This is a genomic window from Mesorhizobium sp. M0227, assembly GCF_040321855.1.
Taxonomy (GTDB): domain Bacteria; phylum Pseudomonadota; class Alphaproteobacteria; order Rhizobiales; family Rhizobiaceae; genus Mesorhizobium.
Map to the genome: position 1 here is coordinate 266,768 of NZ_JAMYSJ010000006.1, position 12,470 is coordinate 279,237.

13 protein-coding genes are annotated in these 12,470 nt (G+C 63.9%); 5 read left to right on the forward strand and 8 right to left on the reverse strand.

From position 1 onward, the window contains the following. Positions 1-11: 11 nt before the first annotated feature. Together NKJ00_RS11615 and NKJ00_RS11620 are read right to left on the reverse strand one after the other, a co-directional pair. Entirely contained in the window at positions 12-848 is an 837-nt protein-coding gene (locus NKJ00_RS11615) for a GNAT family N-acetyltransferase (RefSeq protein WP_352629809.1), read from the reverse strand. Between the two features lie 4 nt (positions 849-852). Continuing rightward, on the reverse strand, positions 853-2,076 hold the full coding sequence (locus NKJ00_RS11620) for a GNAT family N-acetyltransferase (protein WP_352629811.1): 1,224 nt from the start codon (positions 2,074-2,076) through the stop codon (positions 853-855). A 91-nt stretch (positions 2,077-2,167) separates the two neighbouring features. Between NKJ00_RS11620 and NKJ00_RS11625 the strand changes: the two genes are divergently transcribed. Beyond that, positions 2,168-3,226: a polysaccharide deacetylase family protein gene (locus NKJ00_RS11625; RefSeq protein WP_352629813.1), complete on the forward strand. Its 1,059-nt coding sequence runs from the start codon at positions 2,168-2,170 to the stop codon at positions 3,224-3,226. A gap of 15 nt (positions 3,227-3,241) precedes the next feature. Here the strand turns inward: NKJ00_RS11625 and NKJ00_RS11630 are convergent, their stop codons facing one another. After that, positions 3,242-3,457 (reverse strand): DUF2842 domain-containing protein, encoded by a 216-nt coding sequence (locus NKJ00_RS11630; protein WP_023810263.1) that lies wholly within the window; start codon positions 3,455-3,457, stop codon positions 3,242-3,244. A 197-nt stretch (positions 3,458-3,654) separates the two neighbouring features. Between NKJ00_RS11630 and NKJ00_RS11635 the strand changes: the two genes are divergently transcribed. After that, complete coding sequence (locus NKJ00_RS11635) at positions 3,655-4,746, forward strand: COX15/CtaA family protein (protein WP_128305459.1); 1,092 nt, start codon at positions 3,655-3,657, stop codon at positions 4,744-4,746. Between the two features lie 20 nt (positions 4,747-4,766). On the opposite strand, the gene NKJ00_RS11640 is transcribed toward NKJ00_RS11635, so the two are convergent. The 4 genes from NKJ00_RS11640 to speB form a co-directional block, all read right to left on the reverse strand. Next, entirely contained in the window at positions 4,767-5,084 is a 318-nt protein-coding gene (locus tag NKJ00_RS11640; RefSeq protein ID WP_352611710.1) for a hypothetical protein, read from the reverse strand. A gap of 83 nt (positions 5,085-5,167) precedes the next feature. After that, positions 5,168-6,010, reverse strand: a complete 843-nt coding sequence (locus NKJ00_RS11645; RefSeq protein ID WP_352629824.1) for an aminoglycoside phosphotransferase family protein — start codon at positions 6,008-6,010, stop codon at positions 5,168-5,170. Then, complete coding sequence (gene argC, locus NKJ00_RS11650) at positions 6,007-6,933, reverse strand: N-acetyl-gamma-glutamyl-phosphate reductase (RefSeq protein ID WP_352611711.1); 927 nt, start codon at positions 6,931-6,933, stop codon at positions 6,007-6,009. The genes NKJ00_RS11645 and argC overlap by 4 nt, the downstream gene beginning before the upstream one ends. A gap of 30 nt (positions 6,934-6,963) precedes the next feature. Then, positions 6,964-7,971 carry an agmatinase gene (gene speB / locus NKJ00_RS11655; protein ID WP_127288726.1) on the reverse strand — a complete coding sequence of 336 codons (1,008 nt, stop codon included), beginning with the start codon at positions 7,969-7,971 and terminating at the stop codon, positions 6,964-6,966. A gap of 123 nt (positions 7,972-8,094) precedes the next feature. On the opposite strand from speB, the gene NKJ00_RS11660 reads away from it, so the two are divergent. Continuing rightward, positions 8,095-9,303 (forward strand): acyltransferase family protein, encoded by a 1,209-nt coding sequence (locus NKJ00_RS11660; protein WP_352611712.1) that lies wholly within the window; start codon positions 8,095-8,097, stop codon positions 9,301-9,303. Positions 9,304-9,400: 97 nt separating this feature from the next. Further along, positions 9,401-10,459, forward strand: a complete 1,059-nt coding sequence (locus NKJ00_RS11665) for a glycerophosphodiester phosphodiesterase family protein (RefSeq protein ID WP_352611713.1) — start codon at positions 9,401-9,403, stop codon at positions 10,457-10,459. 54 nt (positions 10,460-10,513) lie between these two features. Here NKJ00_RS11665 and NKJ00_RS11670 read toward each other — a convergent pair whose 3' ends face one another. After that, positions 10,514-11,386 carry an aldo/keto reductase family oxidoreductase gene (locus NKJ00_RS11670; RefSeq protein ID WP_128305454.1) on the reverse strand — a complete coding sequence of 291 codons (873 nt, stop codon included), beginning with the start codon at positions 11,384-11,386 and terminating at the stop codon, positions 10,514-10,516. A 91-nt stretch (positions 11,387-11,477) separates the two neighbouring features. Between NKJ00_RS11670 and NKJ00_RS11675 the strand changes: the two genes are divergently transcribed. Beyond that, positions 11,478-12,377 (forward strand): LysR family transcriptional regulator, encoded by a 900-nt coding sequence (locus tag NKJ00_RS11675; protein WP_023810271.1) that lies wholly within the window; start codon positions 11,478-11,480, stop codon positions 12,375-12,377. Positions 12,378-12,470: the final 93 nt, after the last annotated feature.

The following is a 12,470-nucleotide window of genomic DNA, read 5'->3' on the forward strand; positions in this document are numbered from 1 at the left end:
GTTCGCCCGATCTATCCCAGTTCCAGAGTCGTTACGCCGAACACCCTTTGCAGGTCCAGTTCCGGGGCAGGACCTTTGTACATGCGCGTGGTGGTGAAGGTCGGCGCAAATCCGGCCGCATCGAGCGCAGTTATGAAGCCGGTGTTATCGGCGGGGACGTCGATGTGCAGCTCGCCGCCCTCACAGGCACCGGCCAGTCCCTCCAGGAGTTGCAAAGCGGTTTCCATGTCGTCGGCAAACAGCGGGCCGATCTTGAAGCCGGATCGACAGCGGCGCGCCACACCAAAGCCGGTCACGCCGCGCGAACCGATCGCCGCCAGCCCATGATGCGGTTCCTGCAGCCATCGCTTCAGAAAGGTGCCTCGGGGCGCCGGAAAACAATAGGAGTCATAGGCGATGACATCGGACAGGAGCTGCGTCGTAATCATCCGCAACCCATCGTCCCTGACCGCCGGGCCTGCCTTGCGCCCGGTGAAGCGGATGGTCTCGTAGGCCGGTGCGAAGCCCTTGCGCCGGTAATTGGCCTGCTGCTCGACGACGCCGTCAAGGCCGACGGTCCGGCCAGCGAGCCTTTTCATGCCGGCGTCCCACACTGTCTTGCCGTAGCCCATGCCGCGCATGTCAGGCCGGGAGATGTAGAGGCCGATGAAACCGAATTCGCTTCCATAGGCCACGGCCGAAATTGCCGCGGCCATGTCGTCGCCGACAAAGGCGCCGATGAAGCCTTCGGGGTCCGCCGCCTGGAGCATCGCCGGGTCTTCAAGACCTGGGTTCCAGCCTTCCGCGGCCGCCCAGTCGACGAGAAGCGCCAGTTCCTGCAGGGACAGTGTGCGGATGATCGGCTTCATGGTGTCAGCTATCTTCTTCCGAGGGCGCTGCCTGGCCGGCGGCTTTGCGGCGCAGCACCTTGGTCAGCTTCCAGATCACCGGGCTGTTCTTGACGAAGGCTTTCAGCCGCGCGCCTTGCCGAAGCGTCAGCGCCAGCATGCGGCCCTTCACGGTCAACGGGACCAACACTTCGAAATGCCGCGTTTCGATATCGCACCACAGCCGCTTGTAAGGCTCATCTCCGACCGAAAAGTCATAGACCTCGAAACCGGTCTCGCAGGCTTCCTGGATGTTGTCGAAGAACAGGAAGTCGCCGGGGCTGGCGTGCCCGAGATCGTCCTCGGCGATCGCTCCGAATTCGCAGATCAGGCGTTTGCCCGAGCGGCTTGAACCGGTGATGGCGCGCAGCTTGCCGGCAACCGCAAGTCCGTGCAGCACGAACGAAGGCTTGTCCTCGGCAAGCGCCTGCATGAACAGCGCGCGGAAGAAGCCGCGTACCTGCGCGTCGCCAAAAACATTGGCGATGCCCATCTTGCGGAAGCGGAGCTCCTTCATCTCGAAGAAGGCGTCGAGCAGCGTGTCCACCTCGTCGGGGGTGCGGGCCTCGATGCGCCGATAGCTGCCTACGGCCTCGAATTTCCGGATCTGCGACCGGTGCTTCTTGCGTTTGCGTTTGCCGCTCGCGCGGGAAAGCAGCGCATCGAAGCCGCCGGCGAGATCGACGGCCAGCGACAGATTGGGGCTGGAAAAATGGTCGAGCGATGCGAGCGGATTGGCGACGCCGTCGAGATCGGGCAGCAACCGCTCGAGCGCGACCAGATCGATGTCCGGGCGTGCCTTGGCGATGGCCGCCAGTACCGATCGGAGGGCCGGTATATCCGCCTTGGCCAGCCAGTTCGGGTCCGCGGCGACGAAGTTGCCGTTGGCGTGGCGCCCACCCATGAAGCGGGCGATCCGGAACGGCCCCTTGGAGGAAACTTCCAGCGCCAGCGAAAAAACCGGTTTGCCCTCGGCACTCAGCGTCGCGACGAGCAGGTCCGGTCGTGTCTCGGCCGCCCAGTTCAGGATCCAGGCAGCACTCTGCGCCGGCCCAAACAGAGCCGAGCGGCAGAACTCGGCATAGGCCGCGAGTCCATCCGTGGACGCCACTGAAATCGACAGGCCGGCATGGTCCCGTGGCAAGGCGCGCGACGATGCCTCGGTCGCCGCAAGCCGATTGCCGTCAAATGACGCAGTTGCGTCAACCATACCTCAATCCTTAGGGCGTATTGATCGCGATTTGGGGGGTCGCATAGGCGCATTCCGTGCTTGGATCAGCCTAGGCGCAAAAGGTGAATGAATGATCGACGGCGGGGAGGCAATCCGGAAACTGGCGCTGAACGTCGCCCGCTATACCGGCCTCGCACCGCTGGCCAAGCCGTTCATCGGCGGCATTGGCGCCATCCTTATGCTGCACCGTGTTACCGCGACGCCGGAAAAGCCGGACGGCGTCAACCGGCACCTGAATATCGCGCCCGGCTTCCTTGACGCCATGATCGCCGACATGAAGGCGCATGGCTATGCCTTCGTCTCCATGGACGAAGCGGTGGAGTGCATCAAGGTGGGCGGCAAAGGCGGTCAGTTTGCCACGATCACCGCCGACGATGCCTATCGCGACAACATGGTCGAGGCGCTGCCGGTGCTCGAGAAGCACGGCGCGCCGATCACCATCTATGTCGCGCCCGGGCTGATCAACGGCACAGCCGACCTGTGGTGGGATGTAGTCGAGGACATCGTCAACGCGCGCGATACCTTGACGCTGACGCGGCCGAAGGGTCCGCTGACGATCGATTGCTCGACCCCCGCGAAGAAATTGCAGGCCAATGCACGCCTGCACGCCTATCTCACCTCGGAAGTCCGCGAGGAGGACCTGCAGGCCGTGTTGCGTGACCTGGCTCGCGCAAACGGCATCGACGCCGACGGCCCACGCTTGCGCACATTGATGAGCTGGGATGAAATCCGTCGCATCGCCGCGCATCCGCTGGTGACGATCGGCGCCCATACGATCAACCACAGCAACCTGAAGCGGCTCTCCGAAGCCGATGCCCGGCACGAGGTTGGCGCCGTGCGCGCCATGTTGCAGGCCGAACTGGGCGAAATGCCCCGCCATTTCGCTTATCCCTATGGCTATGCCAGCGCCGTCGGCTGCCGCGAAGTGGGCTTTGCCCGCGACGCCGGCTATACCTCCGCCGTGACGACGCGCCACGGCGTGCTGCGCGCCGAGCATGCCGGGTTCCTGCACGCCTTGCCGCGCATCTCCGTCAACGGCCGCTACCAGAGCCTCGCCCACATCCGCACCATGCTGTCGGGCGTGACGACGCCGCTCGCCAACGCCGGCAAGATGGTCGTCACCATCTGACGCTGGCGTTTTCGCCTAGCGCTTGGCTCTCGGCTCCAGCATCAGCCACTTGATGATGCCCATCGCCGGCAGCACCCAGAGCAGGCCGCTGAGCAAGAAAAAAAGGAAATGCACCCACGGACCCGACTCCGACAGCCGGGCGACCGCGAAGATCGATGCGACCAGCGCATAGACAATGACCAGCGCCACCAGCAGAAACATTCCGATCAGCTTTTTCAGGCGCAGGGGCATGGTGGTCTCCTGATCGAGCATGCCGGAATTCGCACAGGCGGCCTGGCCGGCTCAAGGGGTATTGGCCTCGCATAGGCCTTGAGGCGAGACTGTGCAACCGGTGAGACGCGGCGCGACGGCGTGCCGCGCCGTATGGTCTTGCCAGCACGGGTGCGATGGTCCACCAATCCGCCAAATCAACCTGCCGGGACAAGATCATGGCTGCCATATCAGCTGCCGCGCCATACGTTGCCCGCGACCGCGACCTGCATAACCGGGCGCTGCTGCGCGGCTGGCTCTATGTGGTGCTTCTGGTGCTGTTTGCGCTGGTGCTGGTCGGCGGCGCCACCAGGCTGACCGATTCCGGCCTGTCGATTACGCAGTGGAAACCGATCCACGGCGTGATCCCGCCGCTCAACGACGCCGAGTGGCAAGAGGAATTCCAGCTCTACCAGCAGATCCCGCAATATGCCGAGCTCAACAAGGGCATGAGCATCGAGGCCTTCAAGTCGATCTTCTGGTGGGAATGGGCGCACCGCATCCTGGCGCGCAGCGTCGGTCTGGTCTTTGCATTGCCGCTGCTGGTTTTCTGGGCGACGCGCCGCATCGAGCGCGGCCTGGGCCCGAAACTCGTGGGCATTCTCCTGCTCGGCGGCCTGCAGGGCGCCATCGGCTGGTGGATGGTGGCTTCAGGATTGGTCGACCGCGTCTCCGTCAGCCAGTACCGGCTGGCGACCCACCTGACGCTTGCCGCGCTGATCTTCACCGCCACCATGGTGGTCGCGCGCGGACTGGCGCCGCATTCCGAGCCTGCCGCCGATGGATCGACGCAGAGGCTGGCCGGCTTCATCGTGCTGCTGGCGCTGATCCAGATCTATCTCGGCGGCCTGGTCGCCGGGCTCGACGCGGGCTTGAGCTACAACACCTGGCCGTTGATGGACGGCAAGATCATCCCGGGCGATCTGCTGATCCTCGAGCCGGCATGGCGCAATTTTTTCGAGAGCCCAAAGACGGTGCAGTTCGTCCATCGGCTTGGCGCCTACACGGTATTCGTCGTGGCGTTGTGGCACGTGATCGCCACGCGCCGGCGGCTGCCTGAAACAACGCATGCGCGCCGCGCGACGCTGCTGTTCTTGGCTGTGCTGGTGCAGGCCTCGATCGGCATCGGCACGCTGCTGATGCATGTGCCGCTGCATATGGCGCTGACCCATCAGGGATTTGCGCTCATCGTCCTGGGGTTTGCAGCCGCCCATTGGCGCGGCACCAAGGGCGCCTATCCCTTGCCGCACGAAATCGCACGCAGGGCCTGACCTCGAACCGATCGGGCCAACTACATCCAGAATTCGTTTGTAGATGTCGTCTTCTCGCCATCGAATTCCGCCTGCCGCAACGCCGCGGCGGATGGTGCGGACTGGTCCTGAGCGGCTTTGGCTACCTTGTCGGCGGCCTTGAGCGCATCAAGCCTGGCCTGGGCCGTGGCGATATCCTGCTGCACCTGGGCAGCCTTTACCTGATCCGTGATCGCCTTGGCCTGGTCTTCCAGGTCCTGGATCTGCTTTTCGAGCGCGGCCTCCTGAGCCGCATTGCTCGATGAGCTGGACGAGGAATACTGGGTCGCCTGTGACGAACCCGAAATCGCGCTGACCATGACAAATCCCGAAGTGGAGCCGAGACCAGTCTGTAGCCCATCGCGGTGAACAAGCGGTTAGCACCGCGCCGTTGCCCGTGCGATCAGAAGCTTGCCCGCACCGCCCGGATCGCCTCGGCGATCGACAATTCGCGGCTCTCCTCGACCTCATTGTCGTCCTCATGATGCCAGGACGCCGACAGGCACCCATAGGCAATGGCATGATCGAGGATGGCCGGCGGTGTCTGGCCCAGCGTTCTGGCAAAGATCCCGGCCATGTGTGCGATCCGCTCCGGGTCGAGGCAGAGCTCGTCCCGGTCGAGCGGGTTGTAGAACATGTTCGCGGCGTCGAAGCCGGGGTCGCCGAGAACGCCCTTCGGATCGATGGCCAGCCAGCCGCGCGGCCCGTGCAGGATGTTCTCGTGATGCAGGTCGCCATGCAGGGGCCTGATATCGTGCGGATTGGCCAGCAGTCGATCGGCGATGATGGCGGCCTCGACATAGAGGCTGTCATGGCCCGAATCGCGGTCGATTGTCGCCTTCTTGAACAGGCTTGAAAACCGTTCCCGGAGCGGCTGAAGCTCGGGCGGGAAGGGGTCTTTCCCCTGTGAAAATAGTTTCGCCATCACCTCGGCCGCGATTTCGGTGGCGGCGTTGTCGCCCTGTTGGTCGAGCACCTGCTCCAACAAGGTCTCACCGGCATATTCGAGCAGCATGCTGTGGCCGTCGCGGCCGAGCAGGCGCACCGCGCCTTCGCCGCGTCGCCAGGCGAGATAATGCTCGCCGCGCAACTCGTCGGCGACATCGTCGAAAGGCTTGAGCGCCTTGACGATCGCCGGCGAGCCGTCTGCGCGCAAAACCTTCCAGATGCGGCTCGAAAAGGTCTCGGCAATGAGTTCGGGCGCGCTGACGTTCCAGCGCACCGGAAAGGCGGGCGTGTCCATCAGAGGCCGAGCATCAGGTCCATGTTCTGCACGGCGGCACCGGAGGCACCCTTGCCGAGATTGTCGTAGACAGCCAGCAGCAGGGCCTGCGCCCGTTTGTCGTTGGCGAAGACGTAGACCTTCATCCGGTTGGTGCCGTTGTAGATCTCCGGATCGATCTCCGGCACGCGCTCCGAATGCGCATAGGGCGCCACCTCGACCAGGCCGCCCTTGATGGCGGCGAAATGGTCGGCAATCGCCGCATGCAGCTCCGCACCGGTCGGCACATGGTCGAGACCGCCAAGCTGCAACGGCACCACAGTGATCATGCCTTGCGCGAAATTGCCGACCGCCGGCTGCATGATCGGATCATGCGACAGCCTGGCATAGGCCCTCAATTCCGGCACGTGCTTGTGCTGAAGGGTGAGGCCGTAGGGCAGGAATTCCGAGGCGTCCTCGCCCTTGGCGACATAGTCCTCGATCATCGGCCGTCCGCCGCCCGAATAGCCCGAAATGCCGTTGACGGTGATCGGGAAATCGGCCGGCAGCAGGCCGGCGGCGACCAGCGGCCGCAGCGTGGCGATCGGTCCCTGCGGCCAGCAGCCGGGGTTGGCGACGCGTTTTGCCGAGGCGATCGCCTTTGCCTGGTCCTTGTCCATCTCGGCGAAACCATATGCCCAGCCTTCAGCCACGCGATGCGCGGTCGACGCATCGATGACTTTGGTGGTGTCGTTGGCGATCAGCGAGACGCTTTCCTTCGCCGCATCGTCGGGCAGGCACAGTATCGCGACATCGGCGGCGTTGAGGAACTCGGCGCGTGCCGCCGTTTCCTTGCGGCGCTCGGTCGGGATGGAAATGATCTCCAGATCACTGCGCTCGGCAAGCAGCGCCCTGATCTGCAGGCCTGTGGTGCCGTGTTCGCCGTCGATGAAGATTTTCGGTTTCATGGGTTGATCAAATTCCTTGATATTTCAAGACTATATGCCCTGACCTTGAATCACTGCGGCACCATTGTGGTTGCCGTTGTTCAACTCTTCAAGCCGGGCCTTTCGCTCAGCCAGCAGGCCGAGATATTGCATAGCCACCATCGAGCCGGCGATCGCCGTTATATCGGCGTGATCATAGGCCGGCGCAACCTCTACGACATCGGCGCCGACAATATCGACCTGGTTGAGTTGACGCAGCGTCGACAGGATCTTCGCCGAGGACGGCCCGCCGGCAACTGGCGTGCCTGTGCCAGGCGCATAGGCCGGATCGAGGCAGTCGATGTCGAAGGTGAGATAGGTCTTCTTGCCGCCGGTGCGGTCGACGATGGCGTAGGCGATATCGGACGCCCGCATCTCCTCGATTTCATGGCCATGGAGGATCTTGATGCCGAACGTGTCGGGCGCATGGGTGCGGATGCCGATCTGGATCGAACGGTCGGGATCGATGATGCCTTCCTTGACGGCACGGCCAACGAAGGATCCGTGGTCGATGCGCTTGCCGTCGTCCGGCCAGGTATCCTGATGGGCGTCGAACTGCACCAGTGCGAGCGGACCATGGATGGCGGCATGCGCCTTGAGCAGCGGCCAGGTGACGAAATGGTCGCCGCCGAGCGTCAGCAGGAAGGCGCCGGATTTGAGGATCTTGGCCGCTTCGCGCTCGATCGTGCCGGGGGTCTTCTGGTGATTGCCCGAATCGAGCAGGCAATCGCCATAGTCGACGACCGCCAGATGCTCGAACAGATCGCGTGAAAACGGATATTGCGGGTCGTTGTCGAGGATCGCCGAGGCGCGGCGGATGGCCTGCGGCCCGAAGCGGGCGCCCGGCCGGTTGGTGACGGCGGCATCGAAGGGAATACCCCATACCACAGCATCCGCGCCCTTCACGTCCTTGGTGTATTTGCGCCGCATGAACGACAGCGCGCCGGAATAGGTCGGCTCGAACGCGGCGCCCGTTTTGGAACGGGCGGTGAAGGCGTTGTCGATGTTGTTGTTCGCCATTACGGATCCTCGTTTTTCATCGGGTTGCAACAACTACAGAACCGGCACGGAAGATGCCAGTCACAGCTTGGCGAGACGGAATGGCGCTGCCCGAGTGCCACGGCAAGACAGGATTGTATCATCATGACGCAGACCGCGTTTCTCAACCCCACCCGTGCCGCGGCGTCGACCCACACCGGCACGGTCGCCGGTGAACGCTTCCTGGTGCTCGATTCGTGGCGTGGCATCTGCGCGCTTCTGGTGGCGCTGTTTCACTTTCCGACCGCTTCGACGATTTCGCAAAGCGCCTTCATCGGTTCGTCCTACCTTTTCGTCGACTTCTTCTTCGTCCTTTCCGGTTTTGTCATCGCCAGCAGCTACGGCGATCGGCTGAACCAGCCGGAACAGGTCGCGCGTTTCGCCCTGGTCCGTTTCGGCCGTATCTACCCACTGCACCTTCTGATGCTTGCCGCCTTCGCTGGCTTCGAGCTGCTGCGGCTGATGCTGCCGCAATTGCACGGCACCGGGGCTGCGCCCTTCACCGGAGGCTTCGACCCTGGGAGTCTGCTTGCCAATCTTCTGCTGCTGCAAGGTGTCGGCTTCGAGGATCAATTGACCTGGAATGCGCCAAGCTGGAGCATTTCCGCCGAGTTCTTCGCCTATCTCTTGTTTGCCGGCGTGGTCTTCGTCGCCGGCGCGCGCGCCTGGATATGGTTCGTCGCCGCCGCCGCCACCGCGCCGCTGTTCCTGCTCGGCTTCTCGACCCATCATATGGATGTGTCCTTCGATTTCGGCTTCATCCGCTGCCTGTACGGCTTCTCGCTCGGCGCCTTGCTGGCCTGGTTTCAGCATGATTCCATTGCAGGCGCGCGACAGGTCCTCGCCAGGAATGGCCCGCGGATGGACTGGACCCTTGCCGAGATCGTCATGGTGGCCGTCATCGTGCTTTTCGTTTCGCTGGCCGGCGGCAATGATTTCGGCATCGCGGCACCCCTGGTGTTCGCGCTGGCGCTGTTTCTGTTCGCCCATGAAGGCGGCTGGATCAGCGCCTTGCTGAGGGCGCCGTTCATGCTGACCCTCGGCGCGCTGTCCTACTCGATCTACATGGTCCACATCTTCGTCCAGGCGCGCATGATCAACGTCGCCGGGCTCGTCGAGCGCAAGCTCGGCCTCGGCCTGATCGGCGACTTCACGCTGCGCGGCCAGCCTGCCACCGGCTTCGGTGCCGGCTGGATGGGAGCGGTGGCAATCGCCGTCATGCTCGCCGCCACCATTGCCGCCTCCTGGATCACTTGGCGCCTCATTGAGATGCCGGCCATGGCGTGGTTCCGCAGGCTCTCAAAACGCATCTGACGCGCACTCCCCGCGAACAACCGCTAGCCGGCTTCGTTCACCTGGATGTCACGAGGGTCGCCTATCCCGATTTCGATCCGGCAAGGAGCGATTCTCGATGCGGACCATCTGGCTGAGCCTTCTGTTTTCCTCGGCACTTGCGGCCTTTTCTGGCCAGTCATTGGCCGGCGAGACCCGCGCCAGGCAGATTCTTGACCGCTTCGAGCACGCCAACCAGTGGCGCGACCACGTCATGGTGGTCGCGCATCGCGCCGGCAGCATGCAGGCGGGCAAGACGCTCTACGCGGAAAATTCGATTGCCGCCGTGGAGGGGGCGATCGCGATGGGCGCAGAAATCGTCGAGGTCGATATCAGGCGCTCGAAGGACGGTGAGTTCGTCGTCATGCATGACAGCTGGCTCGACCGCACCACGACCTGCAAGGGCGAGGTGGTCAAATACACACTGGCCGAACTGAAGACCTGCAGGCTGGTGATCGAGGGCACCGGCGCCGTCACCAATGAGACGGTTTCGACGCTGCGCGAGATGCTCATGGCAACCAGGGACAGGATCCTCATCAACCTCGACAACAAGCTCGACGTCGGCGACCTCTCGGGCATGATCGCGGTGGCTCGCGATCTCGGCTTGGCCGAGCAGGTCATCGTCAAGGAGAATTTGTGGAACCAGGCCAGGATCACCACGGTTAAGGCCGCCATGGCCGCTATCGGCGGCGGCTTCCAGTTCATGCCGATCATCGCCGATGATGCGGTGCGTGATGCCGGCTTCGCCCGGACGGTCGACCATGCCTTTTCGCCGCGCGCGATCGAGCTCATCAACTGGCGGGCAGGCGCCGACACGCTGACCGAGACCGGCGGACCGTTGTTCAGCACACGCATGCGCGCGGCCGCGGTGAGGGGAAACTGGCATATCTGGGCCGACACCTACGCCATCGCTGGCAAGCCGGGCGGCTTCCTTGCCGGCGGCCGCGGCGACGAACTGGCCGTGCAGGCCAGCCTGCCGCGCGAAAGCTGGGGTTTCTGGGCCGATCGCGGCGCCACCATCATCCAGACCGACGAGCCGAAGGCGGCCATTGGCTGGCTGGCGGTGAACGGTTTTCGCGTGCCTTATGCGAACGAGGCGCGGCCCGTTGAGCCGGCGAATACGGCGAGTATCAACTAAGCGGCGGCTGCAGCAGCCAATCTCCCCCCTTGCTGCGGGGGAGATTGGCTAGCCTCAGGCCGCCTTAGCCATCCCATCCAACTCCCCCAGCACATCGTCCGAAAGCTTGAGTTCGGCAGCAGCGAGGTTTTCCCGCAAATGTCCGACCGACGATGTGCCGGGAATCAGCAGGATGTTGGGCGAGCGGCGCAGCAGCCAGGCGAGCGCAACCTGCATTGGCGTGGCGCCGAGGCGCGCCGCGATTTCCGACAGGGTGGAGGATTGCAGCGGGTTGAAGCCGCCGAGCGGGAAGAACGGCACATAGGCGATGCCGTCGCGGGCAAGGTCGTCGATCAGGGCGTCGTCGCCGCGATGCGCAAGATTGTACTGGTTCTGCACGCAGACGATCTCGGCGATCCCGCGTCCTTGCGCGATCTGGGCCGGCGTCACGTTGCTCAATCCTATGTGCCTGACCAGGCCCTGTTGTTGAAGCTCGGCCAGCACGGTGAGCGGCGCTTCGATCGATCCCTCGGCTGGACCATGGGTATCGAACATGATGCGTAGGTTGACGACGTCGAGCACATCGAGCCCGAGATTGCTGAGATTGTCATGCATCGCCTGGGTCAGCGCTTCGGCAGAAAAGGCCGGCAACCACGATCCATCCGCGCCGCGCCGGGCGCCGATCTTGGTGACGATGACGAGATCGTCAGGGTAAGGTGCCAGTGCTTCGCGGATCAAAAGGTTGGTGACGTGCGGACCGTAGAAGTCGCTGGTATCGATATGGTCGATGCCTTGCGCAATCGCCTCGCGCAGCACGGCCAATGCCGTGTCATGGTCCCTAGGCGGTCCGAAAACGCCGGGACCGGCGAGTTGCATGGCGCCGTAGCCGAGCCGCTTCACGGTATGACTGCCGAGCTTGAAGGTGCCGGATTGTTGGATGTTGGACATGATTGATCTCCTTTGAGGAGGCAGAGATAGGCGCTGCCCAACCTCGTGATAATCCGGTACAATCCACACAGGCCGTGCGGAATGGCGAACAATGATGGACCTCAGCGATCTGAACGCCTTCGTGGCGGTGGCGCGCGCCGGCGGTTTTCGCGATGGCGCGCGTGCGAGCGGCGGCAGCGCCTCCGGCTTGAGTGAGGCGGTGCGTCGCCTGGAAGTGCAGCTCGGTGTCAGGCTGTTCAACCGCACGACGCGCAGCGTTGTCCCGACCGAGGCGGGCCTCAGCCTGCTGGAGCGGCTTGGCCCTGCGCTGTCGGAGGTGGAGGCGGCGCTGGACGTGGTGAACGGCTTTCGCGACAGGCCGGCGGGCTCGCTGCGTCTCAATGTGCCGGTCAGCGCCGCGCGGTTGATCTTGCCCGATATCGTGCCGGGTTTCCTCGCCGCCTATCCCGGCATCCGCCTGGAAGTGATCGCCGATGAGAACTTTGTCGATGTGCTGGCGGCCGGGTGTGACGCTGGCATCCGCTATGACGAGCGGCTGGAGCAGGACATGATCGCGGTGCCGATCGGACCGCGCGTGCAGCGCTTCGCCACCGCCGCCAGCCCTGCCTATCTTGCTCGCCATGGGCGACCGCAACACCCGAGCGACCTGCTTGGCCACTCTTGCGTGCGCGGGCGCTTTGCCAGCGGTGCGATGCTGCCCTGGGAGTTCGAGCGCGACGGTGAGGTGGTGCGGGTCGATCCGACAGGGCCGCTGATCGTGCGCATCGGCGGCGCGACCGATCTTGCCGTCGATACGGCCATCGCGGGCACCGGCATCATCGGCCTCTTCGAGGGCTGGCTTCGCCCTTACTTCGAAAGCGGCGCGCTTGAGCCCATTCTCGAACCGTGGTGGCCGAGTTTTCCCGGACCGTTCCTCTATTATCCCGGCCGGCGCCTGGTTCCGGCCCCGCTGCGGGCGTTCATCGACTATATCAAGGGCGGCAAGGCCTGACCTGTTTTGGTTGTGTGCGTCAAGTTCTGCAAAATGGGCGATCATGAAGCTGGTCATGCGGCTTGGCGTAGAGCGAGCTTCTTGTGCTCGCGC